The 19,978-nt window shown below is 40.7% G+C and carries 21 protein-coding genes; 15 read left to right on the top strand and 6 right to left on the bottom strand.

The window, feature by feature from the left end:
* Positions 1–7: 7 nt before the first annotated feature.
* A complete protein-coding gene (locus ACZ5AE_RS11520) occupies positions 8–289 on the bottom strand; it encodes a hypothetical protein (RefSeq protein WP_464572384.1) in 282 nt (93 codons plus the stop codon).
* Between the two features lie 14 nt (positions 290–303).
* Complete coding sequence (locus ACZ5AE_RS11525) at positions 304–1,530, bottom strand: MFS transporter (RefSeq protein ID WP_464573599.1); 1,227 nt, start codon at positions 1,528–1,530, stop codon at positions 304–306.
* Positions 1,531–1,717: 187 nt separating this feature from the next.
* Between ACZ5AE_RS11525 and ACZ5AE_RS11530 the strand changes: the two genes are divergently transcribed.
* From ACZ5AE_RS11530 to ACZ5AE_RS11555, 6 genes are read left to right on the top strand one after another with little or no spacing between them, the layout of a single operon-like run.
* Positions 1,718–2,488 (top strand): phosphosulfolactate synthase, encoded by a 771-nt coding sequence (locus ACZ5AE_RS11530; RefSeq protein WP_464572386.1) that lies wholly within the window; start codon positions 1,718–1,720, stop codon positions 2,486–2,488.
* The gene (locus ACZ5AE_RS11535) at positions 2,473–3,006 is read left to right on the top strand and encodes a histidine phosphatase family protein (RefSeq protein ID WP_464572388.1); all 534 of its coding nucleotides are present in this window, start codon (positions 2,473–2,475) and stop codon (positions 3,004–3,006) included. Before ACZ5AE_RS11530 ends, ACZ5AE_RS11535 begins: the two co-directional genes overlap by 16 nt.
* A 19-nt stretch (positions 3,007–3,025) precedes the next feature.
* Positions 3,026–3,736: a phosphoadenylyl-sulfate reductase gene (locus ACZ5AE_RS11540; RefSeq protein WP_464572390.1), complete on the top strand. Its 711-nt coding sequence runs from the start codon at positions 3,026–3,028 to the stop codon at positions 3,734–3,736.
* Positions 3,737–3,765: 29 nt separating this feature from the next.
* The gene (gene sat, locus ACZ5AE_RS11545) at positions 3,766–4,935 is read left to right on the top strand and encodes a sulfate adenylyltransferase (protein ID WP_464572392.1); all 1,170 of its coding nucleotides are present in this window, start codon (positions 3,766–3,768) and stop codon (positions 4,933–4,935) included.
* Complete coding sequence (gene cysC, locus ACZ5AE_RS11550; RefSeq protein ID WP_464572394.1) at positions 4,922–5,521, top strand: adenylyl-sulfate kinase; 600 nt, start codon at positions 4,922–4,924, stop codon at positions 5,519–5,521. Before sat (ACZ5AE_RS11545) ends, cysC (ACZ5AE_RS11550) begins: the two co-directional genes overlap by 14 nt.
* Positions 5,522–5,556: 35 nt before the next feature.
* A complete protein-coding gene (locus ACZ5AE_RS11555; protein WP_464572396.1) occupies positions 5,557–6,111 on the top strand; it encodes a hypothetical protein in 555 nt (184 codons plus the stop codon).
* A 47-nt stretch (positions 6,112–6,158) separates the two neighbouring features.
* Here the strand turns inward: ACZ5AE_RS11555 and ACZ5AE_RS11560 are convergent, their stop codons facing one another.
* Positions 6,159–6,776, bottom strand: coding sequence for a YitT family protein (locus tag ACZ5AE_RS11560; RefSeq protein ID WP_464572398.1), 618 nt, complete (start codon positions 6,774–6,776; stop codon positions 6,159–6,161).
* A 348-nt stretch (positions 6,777–7,124) separates the two neighbouring features.
* Here ACZ5AE_RS11560 and ACZ5AE_RS11565 point away from each other — a divergent pair, with 348 nt between their 5' ends.
* Together ACZ5AE_RS11565 and htpG are read left to right on the top strand one after the other, a co-directional pair.
* On the top strand, positions 7,125–8,594 hold the full coding sequence (locus ACZ5AE_RS11565; RefSeq protein ID WP_464573600.1) for a PAS domain S-box protein: 1,470 nt from the start codon (positions 7,125–7,127) through the stop codon (positions 8,592–8,594).
* Positions 8,595–8,761: 167 nt separating this feature from the next.
* Positions 8,762–10,642 (top strand): molecular chaperone HtpG, encoded by a 1,881-nt coding sequence (htpG, locus tag ACZ5AE_RS11570; protein ID WP_464572400.1) that lies wholly within the window; start codon positions 8,762–8,764, stop codon positions 10,640–10,642.
* Between the two features lie 193 nt (positions 10,643–10,835).
* Here the strand turns inward: htpG and ACZ5AE_RS11575 are convergent, their stop codons facing one another.
* Both ACZ5AE_RS11575 and ACZ5AE_RS11580 read right to left on the bottom strand, forming a co-directional pair.
* Positions 10,836–11,693 (bottom strand): MBL fold metallo-hydrolase, encoded by an 858-nt coding sequence (locus ACZ5AE_RS11575; protein WP_464572402.1) that lies wholly within the window; start codon positions 11,691–11,693, stop codon positions 10,836–10,838.
* Positions 11,694–11,765: 72 nt separating this feature from the next.
* Positions 11,766–12,635, bottom strand: a complete 870-nt coding sequence (locus ACZ5AE_RS11580) for a cation diffusion facilitator family transporter (RefSeq protein ID WP_464572404.1) — start codon at positions 12,633–12,635, stop codon at positions 11,766–11,768.
* Between the two features lie 378 nt (positions 12,636–13,013).
* On the opposite strand from ACZ5AE_RS11580, the gene ACZ5AE_RS11585 reads away from it, so the two are divergent.
* The 7 genes from ACZ5AE_RS11585 to ACZ5AE_RS11615 all read left to right on the top strand — a co-directional run bounded on the left by ACZ5AE_RS11585 (position 13,014) and on the right by ACZ5AE_RS11615 (position 18,601).
* Positions 13,014–13,124, top strand: a complete 111-nt coding sequence (locus ACZ5AE_RS11585; RefSeq protein WP_378581377.1) for a YezD family protein — start codon at positions 13,014–13,016, stop codon at positions 13,122–13,124.
* Positions 13,125–13,201: 77 nt separating this feature from the next.
* Positions 13,202–13,918, top strand: a complete 717-nt coding sequence (locus tag ACZ5AE_RS11590) for a phosphoadenylyl-sulfate reductase (protein ID WP_464572406.1) — start codon at positions 13,202–13,204, stop codon at positions 13,916–13,918.
* A gap of 33 nt (positions 13,919–13,951) precedes the next feature.
* On the top strand, positions 13,952–15,001 hold the full coding sequence (locus ACZ5AE_RS11595) for an anion permease (protein ID WP_464572408.1): 1,050 nt from the start codon (positions 13,952–13,954) through the stop codon (positions 14,999–15,001).
* A 28-nt stretch (positions 15,002–15,029) separates the two neighbouring features.
* Complete coding sequence (gene sat, locus ACZ5AE_RS11600; RefSeq protein ID WP_464572410.1) at positions 15,030–16,178, top strand: sulfate adenylyltransferase; 1,149 nt, start codon at positions 15,030–15,032, stop codon at positions 16,176–16,178.
* Between the two features lie 11 nt (positions 16,179–16,189).
* The gene (cysC, locus tag ACZ5AE_RS11605; RefSeq protein ID WP_464572412.1) at positions 16,190–16,789 is read left to right on the top strand and encodes an adenylyl-sulfate kinase; all 600 of its coding nucleotides are present in this window, start codon (positions 16,190–16,192) and stop codon (positions 16,787–16,789) included.
* A gap of 70 nt (positions 16,790–16,859) precedes the next feature.
* Positions 16,860–17,588, top strand: coding sequence for a sirohydrochlorin chelatase (locus ACZ5AE_RS11610; protein ID WP_464572414.1), 729 nt, complete (start codon positions 16,860–16,862; stop codon positions 17,586–17,588).
* Positions 17,589–17,758: 170 nt separating this feature from the next.
* Entirely contained in the window at positions 17,759–18,601 is an 843-nt protein-coding gene (locus ACZ5AE_RS11615; RefSeq protein ID WP_464572416.1) for an aldo/keto reductase, read from the top strand.
* A gap of 52 nt (positions 18,602–18,653) precedes the next feature.
* Here ACZ5AE_RS11615 and ACZ5AE_RS11620 read toward each other — a convergent pair whose 3' ends face one another.
* Positions 18,654–19,892, bottom strand: coding sequence for an MFS transporter (locus ACZ5AE_RS11620; protein ID WP_464572418.1), 1,239 nt, complete (start codon positions 19,890–19,892; stop codon positions 18,654–18,656).
* Positions 19,893–19,978 lie beyond the last annotated feature (86 nt).

The raw sequence follows: 19,978 nt of genomic DNA on the forward strand, positions 1-19,978 counted from the left end.
TTTTCATTTATTTTTCTTCCTCTTCATTCAATTTGATTTTTTTACAGCCAACATATATACAAGAGAAAATATCCAGCCCTTGTTTTGCTTTAGTCATCCCTTTGATATAAGGTGTAACAAGGTCCTTAAAGTCTAGTCCGACACCCTCTTCTTCCAAAATTCCATATACGAACAATTTTTTCTCATCAAATAAGAAGGCAACATTGCCAACTGCTTTATTGGTGGAATCGACAACATTTAGGACCTGAAAATGAGGAGTGATGACTTCAGGTGAAAAATATATTTGCACTGTTTTCAGCTCCCTTACGTAAACTGCAATTTTTCAAATAGCGTATCATTTTCCTTTTCCTTCGAAGACTCTTTTTTCGACACATGAATCAGAACCATACATAGTAAAGCGCAAATGAGGGTTAACCCGGCCGTTGTTAAAAACATTCCGGACCGAGACCAATCCATTAATTTACTAAAGATGGGCGGCCCAATGGCAACGCCTAAAAAACGGACGGAGCCATATAAGGAGGTGACGAATCCTCTCCTGTCTGCCGGAACTGAGCCAGTAATAAAGCTGTTAATGCAAGGCAGCACAAGACCTGTTCCGATACTGCTAATAACTAGTACAGAAAAAAACGGAACCAGCTTTTTAAAGAAAATTAACGATGCAAATGAACCGGTCATCAAGAGAAGTCCAATAATAATCAGTGCTTTCATCAGCTTCATTTTCTTGCCGATTTTACTTCCAGTGATGTAAGAGGTTGTGGTCATAAATAAAAGTGGGATGGCTAAAATAGCCCCCTTTAATATTCCATCAATTTGATAATCCTTTTCAAGAATATCTGAAATGTAAAATAAGATGCCAAACAAAGTAAATAAGCATACCGCTCCTGTCAAGTACGCTGCAAAAAGCCAGCGCCCTTCAGTTTTAAAAACAGATATAAGGCCTTTTACATATTTTCCAACTGGCGGCGGCTCTTTTTTTGTTTTCTTTTCCTTGATAAAAAAGATGGTTAACAATACGGATAAGAAACAAAATATTGGAAAGGCAAAGAAGGCGGCGTACCAGAAAATGAGGGCCAATAACGAGCCGATGATTGGACTAATCACCTTACCAAAACCGTTGGATGCTTCTACTAACCCTAAAACTTTACTTTGTTCTCCTCCTTTAAATAAATCCCCTGTTAACGCCATTGCAATCGGGGCTGTTCCCGCTGCGCCTATTCCTTGCATGATTCTGCCGGCAAGAATCCAAGTATACGAGCTTCCGAACCATGCTGCTGAAGCACCTGCTAAAAGCCCGCCGATACCATATAAAATTAAGGACGGGATGATGACTGCTTTCCTTGAAAAGCGATCGGAAAAATACCCTAATACCGGAATTGAGATTGCTGCTGCAATCGAGAATACCGAAATAACCAAACTTACCTGAAATTGAGAAATATCAAGCTCCGATTTCATTTTCGGAAGGATTGGGATTAACATTGAGTTTCCTAATACTAAAATCATCGGGATTGAACCAATTGCGAAAATCGTCATGCCTTTGTGTTTTTGTTTTGGCAATGGAGTGCACCCCTATCGTTTAAATGAACTCTTTTAGTGTTTGACTGGGGACATCACTTTATACAAGGCGAATGCCTAATTTCTAAGGAATTGGCCCAATATCTACACATTCACCCAGTTTTTGAATAATCTATCCTAGAAAAAAAGAGGAGGCGTAATGCCTATGGATTTTCTAACACTTCCTGAACGGACTTCCGGCAGTCGAACTTATGGATTGACCTCTGTCGCCGACTTTGGAACTCCTATGGGAGAATTAAGGAATATATTGGCCGATTACAGCCATATCATTGACATTGCCAAAATTGGAATTGGTTCCGCATATATCACCCCCAATTTAAAGAAGAAGGTGGAACTGTATAAGGAATACGATATCAAGCCTTATTGCGGCGGCACATTATTTGAAAAATGTTATTACCAAAACAAAATACCGGAATACCTCTCTTATTTATGTGATCTCGGGATTGAATGGGTTGAGGTATCGAATGGGACCTTGGATATTCCCCTTGAAAAGAGGCTGGAATTGATTTATTTGCTAAAAAATAATTTTAACGTGATTGCCGAGGTAGGCTCAAAGGATACCGAGAAAGAAATGTCCATTTTGGAATGGAGGGCAGAAATCAAGGAGCTGCTTGAGGCTGGCTGTCAATACGTCATCACTGAAGGGCGTGATTCCGGGACTTCCGGCATTTATGAAAAATGTGGTACGGTCAAGTGTGATCTGATTCAGGAATTAGTCAGAGACTTAGATCCGAATAAAATTATCTTCGAGGCACCCTCAGCAAAACATCAAATGTACTTTATTAGGGAACTTGGGCCAAATGTAAATTTGGGTAATGTGAAGCTTTCGGATGTTTTAATGTTAGAAGCGCAGCGCTGTGGCCTGAGGAGTGAAACATTTTATTTGGAGGCACAGCAGGAATGCAAATTACCTTAATCCGCCATTTGCCTACGGACTGGAATAACAACAACATGCTTCAAGGGCGAAGGGATATCGGAATCTCCCCATTAACCGAGGAATTTAGCAAAGGCATTACTGAAAATAAAAGCATGTTGAATAGTCTTGCACCATTTGAAGTTGTTTTGGCCAGCAGTTTAATAAGAACCCGTCAAACTGCACAGCATTATGGATTTCAGCCGGAGACGGAGTGCTTATTAGATGAATTGGATTTTGGTCCGTTTGAAGGCCAGCCAAAGGCAATGCTTGTTGATGAATTTGGCGATGCCTGGTTAGAGAACCCAAGCAAGCTGGTTTTAGGTGAAAGCATTCATAACCTTGAAAAACGCATTTCCATGTTCTTGGAGAAATATCGGGAATATAAAAACATTTTAGTATTTGGCCATGGCTGCTGGATTCGGGCTTTGGTTTCTTTATCAAAGCACGGTCATATTAATAGGATGAATAAAATCATTTTGGAAAATAACTCCTGTGTAACGTTGGAGATGTGTTCATAATTTACTTGGAGGGGTGGGAATGGCATCGATACTTACGTATGAAAATTGGGATGAACAAAGAATAGCAGAGATTAGCGGTAAAAGCAGGGATTACTTTGATATTTTAAAATGGGTCTATCAGGAATATGGCGAGGAAGTGGTATACGCCTGCAGCTTTGGTGCAGAAGGAATTGTATTAATCGATTTAATTCATAAGGTAAACAAACAGGCGAAAATCATCTTCCTTGATACCGGGCTTCATTTCCCGGAAACGTATGAATTAATAAATCAGGTGAAGGACCGCTACTCTTCATTGAACATCACAATGATCAAACCGAAGCTATCGTTATTGGAACAGGCGAAGGAGCACGGTGAAGAGCTTTGGCGTCAGAACCCTAATTTGTGCTGCCAAATTAGAAAAGTAGCTCCGTTAAGGGAAGCTTTAAAGGGTACGAAGGCCTGGATTTCTGGGTTAAGACGTGAACAGTCAGCTTTACGGAGTAAGACCCAGTACATCAATAAAGATGAAAAGTTTCATAATATCAAGATTTGTCCGCTTATTCATTGGACTTGGGATGATATTTTAACTTACATCGACTTAAACAAGTTGCCTTATAACCCATTACATGATAACGGTTATCCAAGTATCGGCTGCGCACCGTGTACCCAGCCGGTTACTGATTCTGGTGACCAGAGGGCGGGTCGCTGGGCAGGCCAATCTAAAACGGAGTGCGGACTCCATTTAACTTAGAGATAAAGAAATTTGGGGAGGGAAAACCGTTGAACAAGAGTATTCCCCATGGCGGGAAATTAATCAATCAAATCAATCTAAATTATCCAGTGGACTATTCTCTTAATTATGTTGAACTCGATAAATTGGAATTAAGCGATCTTGAGTTAATTGCAAATGGTGCTTACAGCCCAATCGAAGGATTTATGGGCAAAGCCGATTATGAGTCAGTTGTACATGAAATGAGGCTTGTTTCGGGACTGCCATGGTCATTGCCGATTACTTTGGCAGTCCACCAGACCAAAGCAGCCGAAATAACTATCGGTGAGACCATTAACCTCATTCATAATGGCAAGGTTTATGGTGTCATGAAAGTAACCGAAAAGTTTTCGCCAGATAAGCACATAGAGGCTGAGAAGGTATTCAAGACAACTGACCTAGCTCATCCAGGAGTAAAAAAACTTTTTGAACGTCCTGCAGTTTATCTGGCTGGCCCAGTCACCCTTATAAAAAGACCCGAAAAAGGCCAGTTTGAGGGTTTTTATTTAGAACCAGTGCAAACAAGGGAAATGTTCCAGCAATTAGGATGGAAAACAGTTGTCGGGTTCCAAACACGCAATCCGGTCCACAGGGCTCATGAATACATTCAAAAGTCGGCATTGGAAACGGTTGACGGGCTGTTCCTTAATCCTCTTGTCGGCGAGACAAAAGCAGATGATATCCCAGGCGAAATTAGAATGAAAAGCTACCAAGCCTTACTTGAAAATTACTATCCAAAGAACCGGGTGTTCCTGTCCGTTTTCCCGGCAGCGATGCGGTACGCCGGACCTCGGGAAGCAATTTTTCATGCCCTTGTCCGGAAAAACCTTGGATGCACCCATTTTATTGTCGGAAGAGACCATGCTGGGGTAGGAAACTACTATGGCACTTATGATGCTCAAAAAATATTTTCTCATTTTACCGAAGAGGAGCTTGGAATCAAACCGCTGTTTTTTGAACATAGCTTTTATTGTAAAAAATGCGAGAACATGGCTTCTGAAAAAACCTGCCCGCATGACAGGGAATATCATGTCATCTTATCTGGAACTAAAGTCAGGGGAATGCTCAAAAACGGCGAGCAGCCGCCAAAAGAATTCAGCCGTCCTGAAGTCGTTGAAATCCTTATCGAGGGGATGAGGGAAGTCTACAAACTAGAAGGTGTAGGAAATGGGGAAAAGTAAACATCTTACCTGGCATCAATCAACGATTACAAAAAATGACCGTCATCTGAAGAATGGTCATAAAAGCTGCGTGCTTTGGTTTACTGGGTTATCAGGTTCGGGAAAATCGACATTGGCAAATGCCGTAGACCAGGCGCTTTTTAAAGAAGGCTATAGAAGCTATGTATTGGACGGGGATAATATTCGTCATGGTTTGAACAAAGATTTAAGTTTTGGTGTCAGTGATAGGAAAGAGAATATCCGCCGAATCGGGGAAGTGGCAAAACTATTTGTGGACAGCGGGCAAATCGTTTCATCCGCATTTATTTCACCTTTTCTAGAGGACCGGGCGCAGGTTCGTAATATGTTTGAAAAAGGTGAATTCATCGAAATTTTCTTGAATTGCCCGATTCAAATCTGTGAGGACAGGGACCCTAAAGGATTATATCGGAAGGCAAGAATGGGAGAAATCCCTGAATTTACCGGCATCTCCTCGCCATACGAAATCCCTGACAATCCAGAAATCATTATTGAAACAGGTCGAATGTCGATTGAGGCATCGGTAAAAGAGATTTTAAATTATTTAAAGGTAAGGAAGATCCTTTAACAGGTCTTCCTTTACCTTATTTGTGGGGGGCTACAGTGAAAAAAAGAACAAATAATATTTCAGGACAAAATCCCCAAACAATTTCAACTCAAAATTACTCCAATACAACGAAATTAGTACTAGGATCTCTCCTTGCTGGAATCGCAGCCATCCTCCAGGCAGCCGGAATTTTTACTGGGATTGGCTATGCGTTCAGTATGTTAACTACACTGCCCATTGTTCTTGCTTCTATGTTGTCACTAAGGATTGGGTTCATGTCCTATGTTATTACCATTTTCCTATTAGCTATTTTCCAGCCCAGCGAGTTGTTTGTATTTCCTTTTACAACAGGACTATTAGGAATTTCCTTGGGAATCGGATTCAAGTTGTGGAAAAGTTGGCTTTCTATCATGTTTGCCAGCGGATTGGGACTCTCAATTGGAATAATGTTTTTGCTTTACGTTATCCGGTTTCCGGTTTTAGGGCCAACAGTCTCATCTATATTTAATTTAAAAACTTCGATCATAATTTTCCTAATATCGATGTTCTACAGTTTAATCTGGATGGGACTAAGTAAGCGCGTATTTGTATTTATATCGAGGTTTTTATAGATGTAAAAACGATATGAAAAAGAGACTGCCAAATCAAGACAGTCTCTTTATCGTCTTCGCCAATTGGCAGAAAGGAAAAGTAGCCGATTAAATCTTAATTCATAAATAAAATCAATGATATTGGTTGAAAAGAATTGACAAACAATGGCGTACACGACAATTTTATAATCAATGACCAACGCGGTTAATAAAAATATTATCATATTGATGCCCATCATCACTTTTCCTGGACTCCAATGTTTATAGGTGGCAATCATTAGTGCAGGAATGACCATGCCGCCGCTTGAAGCCCCTGCACGAATCAAAAGGCCAACGCCGATGCCAAAAAAGATGCTCCCGCTAACCATATCAAACATTAAATGAACGTGCTGATGTGGTATATGTGTCGTAATCAAGCTAACAACTGTGGAGGTAGTAGCAACTGATAGAATGGTTCGAAATGTCCATGTATAGCCAAAATATTTTAGCGCAAAGAGTAAGAAGACAATATTGGCCAGCCATAGGGAGAAGCCGAGCGATAAACCAAACCAATAATTCATTAAGATGGCTAGTCCTGCCGCACCGCCGGAAGGTATGGAATGGGGAAATAAAAACAGGGACATTGAAAGTCCTTGCAGGGTTGCCCCAAATAGCAAACATAGGTAAATTAATACTGTTTTTTTCATTATTTAAAAGAAATAATCTCTAAAAATTCTCTTCAAACCATTCACAGTTATTCCTCCTTGGACTAGCCTTTTCTTGTCCATTTTATGAGTGAAGAAAAAAGAATATGTAGGAATATTTTGTATTAAAACGAAGTTTTCCCAATCTACCGATGTTTTAAATTGCAATATTAGGATTGAAAATCACAATTATTAAGATTAATATTATAGTAAGATTAATGACTATTATCATATGAAATAGTGAAAATGAACTAGTACACCTAGACCTTTGACAAGCCAAATTGGAAGTAGGATCATTGACTATTTCTAATTTGGCTTTTTTATAAATAATGAAAGGAACTTTTGATCGTGATGCAAAGTTCTATAACTGATATTAAAAAGGAAAAGCGGATCTTGTTAGAGAAGCATTTAAATGGCAGTCTAAAAAGCTATCAGTCTTTGATCGCATGCGATTCTGATGCCATATATGCGATGGATTTAGACGGTTATTTCATTCCATTAAACCCTGCTTGTGCTCACATTTTTGGATATAATTCGGATGAATTTTCAAAATTAACGTATATGAAAGTAATGAAATTGGAGCATCTGGATCGAGCCATTTCATTTTTTTACAAAGCAATTGATGGCAAATTGCAGAATTTCGATTGTCAAATCGTTCATAAAAGCGGGAAATTAATTGATTTAAATATGACAAATTATCCGATTGTCATTGATGGTGAAATTGTAGGGATTTATGCAGTAGCAAAGGATATTACGGAACTTAAACAAAAGCGAAAAAAGCTTATGGAGGATATTCAGCAGCGGGAGAATATCTATCGCGATATTGTAGAGCATTCACCTGATGCCGTTGCAATTGTTAAAGATGAGCAAATCCTATTTGCAAACGATACAGCCGTCGAATTAATTGGTGCGAAAGATAAAAATGAAGTGATCGGAAAAAGCATATACGATTTTTTGGCCAGCCCTGATTCTGACATTGTGAAACAACGGGCCAAGAAGGTTGAAAATGGTAAGGCAGTTGATTTTATTGTGGAAAAGCTGGTCCGTTTTGATGGCACGGTTATTGAGGTCGAAGTAAAAGCCATTCCAGCCATTTATCAAAACGAACCTGCACGTCATATTATCATTCGGGACATAATGGAGAAGAAAAGAACGCAAAAAATGCTTCTCCAGTCCGAAAAGTTAACGGTTGCCGGGCAGCTTGCCGCTGGAATCGCCCATGAAATACGAAATCCATTAACCGCTATAAAAGGCTTTATTAAGCTAATGGATACAGGCCGTGAATTTAATTCTGGATATTTGGAAATTATCAATTCCGAAGTAAGCCGCATTGAACTAATTCTCAGTGAATTATTGCTGCTAGCGAAACCGCAGTCGATGAAATTTGAGAAACGTGATTTGCCGACCATTTTAGAGCATGTTAAAACGCTTGCTGATACACATGCGATTATGAGTAATATAGGTATTCATATTCTTTACCTGACGGAAATCCCTGAAGTTTATTGCGATGAAAACCAGCTTAAGCAAATGTTTATTAATTTCCTCAAAAATTCTGTTGAGGCAATGCAGAAGGGTGGAGAAATCATCATAGAGGTTCAATGTACAGATTCTAATCAAATAAAAATTCGGTTTATTGACCAAGGGTGCGGTATCCCAAAAGAGCATCTCGAACGAATCGGCCAGCCATTTTTTACAACCAAGGAAAATGGAAATGGATTAGGATTGATGATTAGCATGCAAATTATTGAAAATCACAATGGCACCATAAATATCTCAAGTGATGAAAATGGAACCACGATAGAAATATTACTGCCAATATAGTGAATTTAGCGGACGGAGGAAAGACCGTTCGTTTTTTTATTGACGATAAGTGTATTTTATGATATTTAAATATTTGTTAGCACTCCTCTTGACAGAGTGCTAATCATTTGATTTATTGACCTCCTGCAATTATGATGAAAAGGGTTAAAATGGAAGGAGAATTGGGTATGGAAACAAAACAATTTAAAGCGGAATCGAAACGATTATTAGACATGATGATTAATTCGATTTATACGCATCGCGAAATTTTTCTGCGTGAGTTGATCTCAAATGCGAGTGATGCGATCGATAAAATCTATTACAAAGCATTAACAGATGATTCCTTGTCATTTGATAAAGACAATTACTACATAAAGGTAATCGCTGACAAGGAAAATAGAAATTTACGATTAATTGATACTGGGATTGGGATGACCAAGGAAGAATTGGAAAATAACCTTGGGACGATTGCTAAGAGTGGCTCTTTAGCGTTCAAAAGCGAGAATGAACTGAAGGATGGCTATGACATCATCGGCCAATTTGGCGTTGGTTTTTACTCAGCGTTTATGGTTGCTGATGTAGTAACGGTCATTAGTAAGGCTTTAGGCAGTGATGAGGCTTATAAATGGGAATCGGAAGGTGCCGAGGGCTACACTATTGTCCCTTGTGAGAAAGATTCGATCGGTACTGAAATTATTCTAAAAATCAAAGAAAATACCGAAGAGGAAAATTATGATGAGTATTTAGAGGAATACCGTTTAAAAGCGATTATCAAGAAATATTCTGACTTTATCCGCTACCCAATTAAAATGGATGTGTTGAAAAGCCGTCTTAAAGAGGGCAGCGAATCTGAATATGAAGATTATCGAGAGGAAGAAACCATCAACAGCATGGTGCCGATTTGGCGGAAAAATAAAAATGAATTGACCACCGAGGATTATGAAAATTTTTATGCGGAAAAGCGATACGGATTCGACAAACCGCTGAAGCACATTCATATCAGGGTGGATGGGGCAGTCCGTTATAACGCGATTCTTTATATTCCAGAAAACATCCCGTTTGACTATTATTCTGCAGAATATGAAAAGGGTCTTGAGCTTTATTCGAGCGGCGTTTTAATTATGAATAAGTGTGCCGACCTCCTGCCTGACTATTTCAGCTTCGTTAAGGGAATGGTCGACTCAGAAGATTTATCATTAAATATATCACGTGAGTTGCTCCAGCACGACCGTCAATTAAAGCTAATCGCGAAAAATATTAATAAGAAAATCAAGAGTGAGCTTTTAAGCTTATTGAAAAATGAACGTGAAAAATACGAGCAGTTTTATCAGGCATTTGGCCGCCAGTTAAAGTATGGCGTCTATAGCGAATTTGGGGCTCATAAGGAAGAATTGCAGGATTTATTGATGTTCCATTCCTCAACAGAGAAGAAGCTCGTAACGTTAGATGAATATGTTTCTAGAATGGCAGAGGATCAAAAATATATTTTCTACGCCACTGGTGTATCCAATGAGCGGATCGAAAAGCTGCCGCAAACGGAGTTGGTTGCAGATAAAGGCTATGAAATTCTGTATTTTACAGACGAAATTGACGAATTCGCCATTAGAATGCTAATGAGTTACAAAGATAAAGAGTTTAAGTCCGTTTCTAGTGGAGATTTAGGCTTTGAGGCTGATGAAAAGTCTCAGGATTTGGCAGCAGAAGAGCAGGATAATAAAGAACTGTTTAATTATATGAAGGAGACTTTGGCGGGCAAAGTGAAGGATGTCCGTATTTCTAAACGCCTGAAGTCCCATCCAGTTTGCTTATCAACAGATGGTGATGTTTCAATCGAGATGGAAAAGATCCTAAATGCAATGCCAAATAACCAGGGAATAAAAGCTGAGAAGGTACTAGAAATCAATGCAAATCACGAGGTTTTTGCCGCCTTAAAAGAATCATTTGAAGGCGACAAGGACAAGCTGACATTGTATACCCACCTATTGTACAATCAGGCGCTGCTAATTGAAGGTCTGCCAATTGAAGATCCGGTTGAATTTACGAATAACATCTGCAAAATTATGGTGTAATGGTTGAAAAGGGTTGCCGCGAAACGTGATGATGCGGCAACCCTTTAAATTTTTCACCATCCTTAGAGTATAGGCAGGATCAAGGACAAAACCAGGTGAAAAACGGATGGAAATGTCCATCATTACTTTTTAAAACCCAATAATTCTGCAATAAACCATAAAAGTATCTATAGGAGGCTCCAAATAAACAAGTTTAATGTAAATTCCCATCCACATATTTTCCGTAATCCGGAATCGCTAAGCTGTCAAAATTATTTACCAGCCTTTGCAGTCCGCTGGTTAATGCTTCGCCTGCCAGTGGAGCACCATGACCCGTTATTGCTGTCGAAGGATTTAATTCAGCCAGCTTTTTAACCGAGTCCCAAGCGGCCTGCCAATCTGTCGTGAAGTATCGGGGCGGACCGTTTACTTCCTCCTCCTGAGTCATGACCTTATATAATGAATCCTGTTTCACATTTATGAACGCATCTCCAGCAATCAACGAACGGTCCTCTTCTCTAAAAAATGAAACATGTCCAGGTGTGTGGCCTGGGGTGTGGATCCAGCGGAAACCAGGCATATGTGGGACGCTCCCATCCGGAGGAAGCTTTTCTACATGGTTGCCCAGGTTAATCGGCTCATTCGGAAACAGCGGTGCCATCTTTGCCACCATTCCGCCTTCCACACTGGGGTCGGGTTCAGGGTAGCTCTTTTGCCCCACCAAATAAGGCAATTCAATTTCATGGGCAAATACAGGTACCTGCCAATGATTCACCAGTTCGATAATTGCTCCAACATGGTCAAAATGACCATGCGTTAAAATAACCGCTTTCGGGCGGCACCCCTTGCCAAAGCGTTCCTCTGCTGCTTCGATAATTTCGTCTGCAGACCCAGTCATACCGGCATCTACTAAAACGAACTCGCCAATATCGGGGCTGCCCACAAAACATATATTGACGATTTGGATGGTATAAGAAAATAAATCAGGCAAAACCTGAATCCCGACCCCGCTGCCAATAGAGGTGGCCGGAATAAATTTATAATCACTTCCATATGACATTTCATTATCCATCAAACGATCCCCTTACTATTTATGTAATTTTAGGGGTAGTTTTCCTCAGTTCAAAATGATTATTCAACCTGCTTAGTTTGGCTCCACATGGACATTAACATCAAACACATCGTGTTCCTTTTTTAGGGCATTTTCAACCTTTGTAGCAACATCATGTGCATCCTTTATATTTAAATTGGAATTCACTAGGATTACCACATCCACGATAGCGCTGTTGCCATAATTCCGTGCTTTGATGTCCTTTATTCCTTTAACGCCCAAAATCCCTTCGATTGTATATCTAAAAGAATACATCTCCTTCACATCAAAACCATCGGTTAAGCTGTGGGATGCATCGCGGAAAATATCCCATGCCGTATTACAGATAAGAAGTCCTACGATTACTGCTGTAACTGGATCTAGCCATGGCAGATTGAATTGAGCGCCAATAATCCCTGCAGCAGTTCCAATACTCACCCAGGCATCAGAGAGATTGTCTTTCGCAGCAGCCATTACTGCTTGGCTGTTAATTTTTGCGGCAAGCTTATGGTTATAGCGATAGACAGCATACATGACAGCGGCACAAAAAATTCCGGTCACAGCAGAAAGGGGTTCTGGCGACTCACTCTCTCCATTGATTATGGTGATAACCGCATCATAGAGCACTTCAATACCCACAGCCATCATAATGAACGATGAAACCATGGATGCGACAGTTTCCGCTTTCCAATGACCATAAGGATGGTCCTTATCTGCAGGTTTTTGTGAAAGTTTTAGGCCGATTAACACAACGATTGATGCAATCACATCCGTACTGTTGTTTAACCCATCGGCTTTTAGTGCCTCCGAGTCTGATGCATAACCAACTGCCAGTTTTAAAATGGATAGAAAAATGTATGCCAATATACTGATATATGCAGCTTGTTCACCTTTTTTTAGTGCTAAATACTTTTCGTTTTCCATATGAATTGCCCCTTAGCTTTTCAGTACCTTCATTATCTTAGCAATCTATTATTATGTGGGTCTAGAGAAACCTTTTTAGTCCTGACTTAAAATTCTTATATCAGGAAAAAAAGTTTAGCAAGTGCAAAACAGACAGCTGCTTTGCTGAAAAAATAGTTAAAATATTTTCACCATTTATATTGACAAATCCCTATGTGTCTAGTAGGATTAATTTCATCAACTATATATATAAATTCCTATTGGTCTAGTTGGATTAAATTTTTAAGAAATTGAAACATATAATGCCTTTCCTGGAATAGGAAGAATTTTTAGGAAAAGGGGGCGAATCGGCTGAAAACACCAGATGAATGGCAAGAAATTGCGGCACACCTTAGGCCGATGCTCGAATCAATCAAATTCGGATCGATTACACTTGTTGTCCAGGACGGTAAAGTTGTGCAAATTGAGAAAAACGAGAAGGTTCGTCTTCAATCGAATAAAACTCGCTGACTAGACAAACTAGAGGCGGTCTTCACCATTAAAGTTGAAGGCTGCCTTTTTTTAAAGGAATAAGGAGGCTTGCGTGAATGACAAACGCAGTGACATATGAAAATTGGAATTCCATTTCAGATTCTTTTTCGATTCAAGATGAAACGAAAGGCGCTAAAGCAGTATTGGAATGGGCATATCAGAATTATTCTGACAATAAAATTGTTTATGCTTCGAGCTTTGGGGCGGAAGCGATTGTGTTGATTGACTTGATTGCTCAGGTGAAACCTGATGCGCACATCGTTTTCTTGGATACAGATCTTCACTTTCTAGAAACCTATGATGTTATCAAAAGGATCGAAGAACGTTTTCCATCATTGAAAATCGAGAAGAAGAAACCTGCATTAACTCTTGATGAACAGGCTGCGCAATATGGCACAGCATTATGGAAACGCGACCCTAACCAATGCTGCCAGATCAGAAAAGTCATTCCTCTTAGGGAAACTCTTACTGCAAAGGAAGCTTGGATTTCAGGTCTTCGCAGAGAACAGTCACCGACAAGGAAAGATACTGAGTTTCTTAACAAAGATGAAAAATTTAAAAATATTAAAATATGCCCGCTGATTCATTGGACATGGGATGAGGTTTGGTCCTATATTCGGGAAAAAGACCTTCCATATAACGAGTTGCATGACCGCAACTACCCAAGCATCGGCTGCTTCCCTTGTACACAGGCAGTTGCTGGTGACGGTGATTCCCGTGCCGGACGCTGGTCTGGCAGTAGTAAAACCGAGTGTGGATTACACACATCATAGGGGGCGGTCAAAACGATCACAATCATTGCCATAATGATAGGTTTGTTTTTTGCAGTCAATATCGGGGCCAGCGGGGCAGCTGCTTCAATGGGAATTTCCTATGGCGCCGGCGTTGTCAAAAAACAACTGGCTTTATTCCTTTGTGGAATAGCGGTGTTCCTTGGTGCATGGCTTGGCGGCGGCGAGGTCGTAAAGACCATTGGCGGAGGTATCGTTCCAAGCAGTACCTTTTCAAACGCCATTGCCTTAATCGTGTTAGCTTCAGCAGCTATGTCGCTGTTTTTAGCGAACATTTTTGGAATACCACTTTCGACAAGTGAAGTAGCAGTGGGCGCCGTGGTGGGGGCGGGGATTGTCTATCAATCCGTTTTTCTTGGCAAGCTCCTATGGATAATGGTGTTTTGGCTGTTAACCCCAGTTGCAGCTTTTGTGGTGGCGATCTTTGCTGCTAATCTTTTAAAAATCAAACCTATTAAAAAAATGGTGGAGAAACCAAAGGCAGGAGCTATTCTTGCGGTACTTGTTGTCATTATGGGATTATTAGAGGCCTTTTCGGCAGGAATGAACAATGTAGCCAATGCCGTCGGCCCCCTTGTCGCTGCATCATTAATGTCTAAAGAGACAGCCGTTCTTTGGGGAGGTTTAGCCGTAGCGCTTGGTGCCTTCCTGCTCGGCCACCGAGTAATTGAGACCAATGGTAAGAAAATAACAAAGCTTCGCTTGGAAGATGGATGTATCATATCAGGTACTGGAGCCAGCATCGTCACGGTTGCATCGCTCTTTGGAATTCCAGTTCCGCTTACGCAAATTACGACATCTTCTATTATTGGAATTGGTTTTGCAAAATACGGAAAATCAATCTTGAAAAAAGGTATTGTCGTACAGCTTCTTACGGTCTGGATTGTTTCACCTGTTATTTCAATGGTGCTCTCATACACTATTATTCAATTAGTGATAGTTCGGAATTTTTATCCGATTATTGTCATGGTCGGCGTCCTTATCTCTGTTTTTGGAGTGCTGTTCTTAATGAAACGCACTTCATCCGCATCGATTGGAGCGCCTACCGATATTGTAAATAAATAAAAAACAAATAGAAGGGCTGATATCAAAAATGTCATTTTTACCAAAACCTCACGGAGGCAAACTTGTTCAAGCTTTTGATCCAAACTATGATTTATCCAATGCAGCAAAAGAATTAGAAATTGATGCGATTGCTTTAAGCGATCTTGAACTTATTGGAGTGGGGGTTTTCAGCCCGTTAACAGGTTTTCTTGGTAAAGAGGATTATGAATCTGTTGTCAGCAATATGCGTTTAGTCGACAATACAATCTGGTCCATTCCAGTAACTCTTCCTGTATCTAAGGAAGTTGCGGAATCATTAGTAGTCGGCGAGGAAATTAAATTAAAACATAAGGATGAAGTATTCGGTGTGATAAAGGTTTCCGAATGGTATGAGCCAGATTTAAACAAAGAAGCAAGAGAAGTTTATAAAACGGAAGAACTTGCTCATCCGGGCGTTAAGCGACTATTCGAAAGAGGGCCTGTCTATGTGGCAGGGGAAGTTGTGCTAGTTAAAAAACCTGAAAAAGGCGTGTTCGGTGATGTGTGGTTTGAACCAAAACAGACTCGCGCATTTTTCGAAGAGAAAGGTTGGAAAACAGTTGTCGGTTTCCAAACAAGAAATCCGATTCATCGTGCGCATGAGTACATTCAAAAGGCTGCCCTTGAAACCGTTGATGGATTGTTCGTAAACCCGCTTGTCGGTGAAACCAAATCAGATGACGTTCCTGCAGATGTTCGTCTGAAAAGCTACCGTGTTTTATTGGAAAACTATTATCCAAAAGAACGGGTCCAGCTTGGCGTCCACCCAGCTGCAATGCGCTATGCAGGTCCAAGAGAAGCTATTTTCCACGCTCTTGCACGCAAAAATTATGGCTGCACACACTTTATTGTTGGCCGTGACCATGCTGGAGTAGGAAACTATTACGGAACCTACGATGCACAATATATTTTCAGGAATTTCACTGAAGAAGAACTAGGGATTAAACCATTATTCTTTGAACACAGCTTCTATTGCACAAAATGCGATGGCATGGCATCTGACAAAACCTGCCCGCACGGCAAGGAAGATCGTGTAATCCTGTCGGGAACTAAAGTTAGAGAGATGCTCCGCTCAGGAGTTTTACCGCCTGCAACCTTCAGCCGTAAAGAAGTGGTTGAGGTCCTGATTGAAGGAATGAGAGAAAAAGCGACAGTATAAGGAGTAGGAGAATGGGCAAATCAACGAATATTACATGGCATAATGCTACCATTACAAAAGAAGACAGACGTGCGCAAAACGGTCATGGAAGCTGTACGCTATGGTTTACAGGGTTATCTGGTTCCGGTAAATCAACAATTGCGAATGCAGTTTCAAACGAATTGTTTCGGCAGGGAATTAATGAATACGTTCTTGATGGTGACAATATCCGTCACGGCTTAAATAAGGATCTTGGTTTTTCTGAAGAAGATAGAACAGAAAATATCCGCCGCATCGGGGAAGTGGCAAAGCTGTTTGTTGACAGCGGCCAGATTGTCACGACTGCGTTTATTTCACCATTCCGTTCCGACCGGGACAATGTCCGTGCGTTATTTGCGGAAGGGGAATTTATCGAGGTTTTCATCGATTGTCCTCTTGAAGAATGCGAACGCCGTGATCCAAAGCAGCTCTATGTAAAGGCTCGCAAAGGTGAAATTAAGGATTTTACGGGGATTGATTCACCATACGAGTCACCGGAAAATCCGGAAATCATCATCCGCTCTGATTTGGTAACAGTTGAAGAAGCAGTGGAACAAGTGTTAGGATATTTACGAGACAAGAATATTATTTAAAAAGACGCGGGTACTATGAAATTACATAGTACCCGTTTGAGTGGATAAAAAGGTGGAAGGAGCAGCCAGCATGAAAGCAATTCTCTATATTGGACACGGTACTCGCTCAAGGAAAGGGGCGGATGAGGCAAGGAAGTTTATCCAGCGGATTATGGCCCGAATCGATGTGCCGATTCAGGAAATGAGTTTTCTAGAACTGGCTGAGCCGCTGATTGAAGCAGGCTTTAAGCGCTGTATAGAAAGGGGCGCAACCGAAATAACGGTTGTTCCTCTTTTCCTGCTTGCCGCTGGGCATATAAAAGAGGATATACCAAATGCATTAGCAGGGCTTCGTGAGAAATATCATCACGTTAAGGTAAATGTGAAGGATCCCTTTGGGGTACAAGAGAACATTCTTGATGGTTTAGCAGAACTTGTTAAGGAAGAAGCAGGGAGGCTAACAGCAAAAGAAAGCATCTTACTTGTCGGCAGGGGAAGCAGCGACCCGGATATACAAGCGGATTTTGCAGACATTGTTGATGGAATGCGAAATCGTCTAGGAATTAATCGTGTTTCTGTTTGCTATTTAGCTGCCGCTGAACCCAGGTTCGATGAGGGATTGGAAACTGTATGCAACGAGGCTCCGGGCCGGATTATTGTCGTTCCTTATTTACTGTTTTCCGGACTTCTTTTAAATGAAGTAACCCAAAAAGTGAGGAAAAAAGGAAAAGAAGGGTACTCGATTATACATACAGGTCAATTGAGCAGACACCATGTTATTGAAGATATTATTATTAAGCGGGCTTTGAAAAACGAATAAGTTTTTATCTGGGATTTGCGGATATATTCATATTTCCGCAGATTTATGAAAATACTTACTAAATTAGCTTTAGCTAGGATTATATTTTCTAGTTAAAATAGAATTTTCATTGGGTTTAAGTGCCAAAATAGGTTGGTATATGCCAAAAATCCATCAGAAAGGTGAGAGCAATGGTTAAAAGCTTAAAGGATACAACTACATTACATAATGGTGTTGAAATGCCTTGGTTTGGACTTGGTGTTTTTAAAGTGAAAGAAGGTTCAGAGGTAATTGACTCTGTTAAGGCTGCTATCAAAAATGGCTACCACAGCATTGATACTGCGGCGGTGTATCAAAATGAAGAAGGTGTTGGCCAGGCCATTAGAGAATCCGGAGTTTCCCGTGATGAGCTATTTGTCACATCAAAGCTATGGAATTCCGACCAAGGTTACGATTCCGCACTTCAAGCGTATGAAACCAGTTTAAACAAGCTGGGACTAGATTACCTTGATTTATATCTCATCCACTGGCCAGGGAAAAACAAATTCAAAGAATCTTGGAAAGCCCTTGAAAAGTTATATAAGGATGGCCGCGTCCGTGCCATCGGTGTCAGCAACTTCAAGGTTCATCACTTAGAGGAACTATTAAAGGATGCCGAGATTAAGCCAATGGTGAATCAAGTGGAATATCATCCTCACTTAACCCAGAAGGAACTGCTCAACTTTTGTCAAAAAGAAGGCATTCAATTAGAAGCGTGGTCTCCTCTTAAGCAGGGTAAATTATTAAATGATCCTAATTTAAGTGATATTGCTCGCAGATATGGGAAGTCCATAGCCCAGGTCATTTTACGCTGGGATCTGCAATCCAAGGTAGTAACAATTCCAAAATCGATCAAGGAACAGCGAATCATTGAAAATGCAGATATTTTTGATTTTGAATTATCTTCAGAGGATATGGAAAGAATCGATAGCTTGAATAAAGATGAGCGGGTTGGCCCAGATCCGGATGATTTTATGAATGGATTTACTGAATAAAGCACACAAAAAAGCGAACAGCCGTAAAACTGTTCGCTTTTTTATGTTTAAATTAATGGCCTAATTCCGCATCGTCGACATGCTTGACATGGTGACGATTCATGAAAATAAATATAACCGAAACAAGAACAAAACCAGCACCTACAATAAATGGAGTTGACGGTGTGTAAATTTCAGCAAGCTTGCCGGCAGTATATGGTGCAATCGCACCGCCAATAAAGCGGAGAAAGCTATATGCAGCAGAAGCAGTCCCGCGTTCTACCGGGGCTGAGTTCATAACTGCAGTTGTAATAAGCGTATTATTATTACCTAGTAAAGCTCCAGCAACAATGACAGCAGCAATGATCACCCATTGGGTTGAGGTCCAGATCCCCATCGCCAATAGGACTAGCGCAAATAAGGTTAACATTGTCGCCATCGAATTGATTGTGCCGAACCTTTGCTGCAGCTTTGGTGCAGTCACTACAGAAGTAATGGCAAGCAAAACACCCCAGCCAAGGAAGACATAGCCTAAGCCGTGTTCATCAAGTCCCATCACAAATGGCGCGTACGCAAGGAGGGTGAAAAAGCCAAAGTTATAAAGTGCAGCTGCAATGCCAAAAACCATTAACGAACGAAATTTTAAGGCACGGAATGGGTCAAGCAATGATGTTTTCTTAAGTGTTGTATTCTGTTGAGCTGTTCGCGGCATTAATGTCAAAAGTCCAATGAAGGCAACAATCATAAGTGTCGCTACACCATAAAACGGTCCTCTCCAGGACATGGCACCCAGCCAGCCTCCGAGCAAAGGACCAACAGAAATTCCTAAACCAATGGCAGCCTCGTAAAGGATGATAGCTTTAGCAGTGCCGCTATTAGAAAGCGACACAATCGCTGCTAATGTAGTAGCAACAAAAAGCGCATTTCCAAGGCCCCAACCGCCGCGAAGGCTGACGAGTGCCCATATGCCGTCTGAATAACCGCCTAGTGCTGAAAAGACAGCAATGATGACAATTCCGGAAAGCAGTGTCCATTTAATGCCAAGTCTAGAAGAAATTGCGCCGGTGATTAACATGGCTACGGCCATTACAGCATTATAGCTTGTAAAAAGAAGTGTTACCTGACTGTGGGATGCATGCAGTTGTTCTGCAATTGCTGGTAATATTGGGTCGACTAGCCCCAACCCCATGAAGGCAATGATGCAGGCGAAGAATACAGCCCAAACCGCCTTTGGCTGTTTAAGCAAACTTGATTCTTCTAAAGATGAGGTGGCTGAAGTTTTAGTGACTACAGATTGTGATGTTGATGCCATTTAAATCCCCCTAATATTTTCTATAATTTACTATACCGAAAAAATAGTTGTATAATGAAACTATATATTTGTATTATACAACTACT

This window comes from Neobacillus sp. S1227 (assembly GCF_055385255.1).

Excerpts from the sequence above, each read along its gene's own strand:
- ACZ5AE_RS11590 (WP_464572406.1), top strand. The coding sequence starts at position 13,202 with ATGACAAACGCAGTGACATATGAAAATTGGAATTCCATTTCAGATTCT.
- ACZ5AE_RS11580 (WP_464572404.1), bottom strand. The coding sequence starts at position 12,635 with ATGGAAAACGAAAAGTATTTAGCACTAAAAAAAGGTGAACAAGCTGCA.
- htpG (WP_464572400.1), top strand. The coding sequence starts at position 8,762 with ATGGAAACAAAACAATTTAAAGCGGAATCGAAACGATTATTAGACATG.
- ACZ5AE_RS11540 (WP_464572390.1), top strand. The coding sequence starts at position 3,026 with ATGGCATCGATACTTACGTATGAAAATTGGGATGAACAAAGAATAGCA.
- ACZ5AE_RS11615 (WP_464572416.1), top strand. The coding sequence starts at position 17,759 with ATGGTTAAAAGCTTAAAGGATACAACTACATTACATAATGGTGTTGAA.
- ACZ5AE_RS11530 (WP_464572386.1), top strand. The coding sequence starts at position 1,718 with ATGGATTTTCTAACACTTCCTGAACGGACTTCCGGCAGTCGAACTTAT.
- ACZ5AE_RS11575 (WP_464572402.1), bottom strand. The coding sequence starts at position 11,693 with ATGGATAATGAAATGTCATATGGAAGTGATTATAAATTTATTCCGGCC.
- ACZ5AE_RS11585 (WP_378581377.1), top strand. The coding sequence starts at position 13,014 with ATGCTCGAATCAATCAAATTCGGATCGATTACACTTGTTGTCCAGGAC.
- ACZ5AE_RS11560 (WP_464572398.1), bottom strand. The coding sequence starts at position 6,776 with ATGAAAAAAACAGTATTAATTTACCTATGTTTGCTATTTGGGGCAACC.
- sat (WP_464572410.1), top strand. The coding sequence starts at position 15,030 with ATGTCATTTTTACCAAAACCTCACGGAGGCAAACTTGTTCAAGCTTTT.
- cysC (WP_464572412.1), top strand. The coding sequence starts at position 16,190 with ATGGGCAAATCAACGAATATTACATGGCATAATGCTACCATTACAAAA.
- ACZ5AE_RS11525 (WP_464573599.1), bottom strand. The coding sequence starts at position 1,530 with ATGACGATTTTCGCAATTGGTTCAATCCCGATGATTTTAGTATTAGGA.
- ACZ5AE_RS11620 (WP_464572418.1), bottom strand. The coding sequence starts at position 19,892 with ATGGCATCAACATCACAATCTGTAGTCACTAAAACTTCAGCCACCTCA.
- ACZ5AE_RS11565 (WP_464573600.1), top strand. The coding sequence starts at position 7,125 with ATGCAAAGTTCTATAACTGATATTAAAAAGGAAAAGCGGATCTTGTTA.
- cysC (WP_464572394.1), top strand. The coding sequence starts at position 4,922 with ATGGGGAAAAGTAAACATCTTACCTGGCATCAATCAACGATTACAAAA.
- ACZ5AE_RS11610 (WP_464572414.1), top strand. The coding sequence starts at position 16,860 with ATGAAAGCAATTCTCTATATTGGACACGGTACTCGCTCAAGGAAAGGG.
- ACZ5AE_RS11535 (WP_464572388.1), top strand. The coding sequence starts at position 2,473 with ATGCAAATTACCTTAATCCGCCATTTGCCTACGGACTGGAATAACAAC.
- ACZ5AE_RS11595 (WP_464572408.1), top strand. The coding sequence starts at position 13,952 with ATGATAGGTTTGTTTTTTGCAGTCAATATCGGGGCCAGCGGGGCAGCT.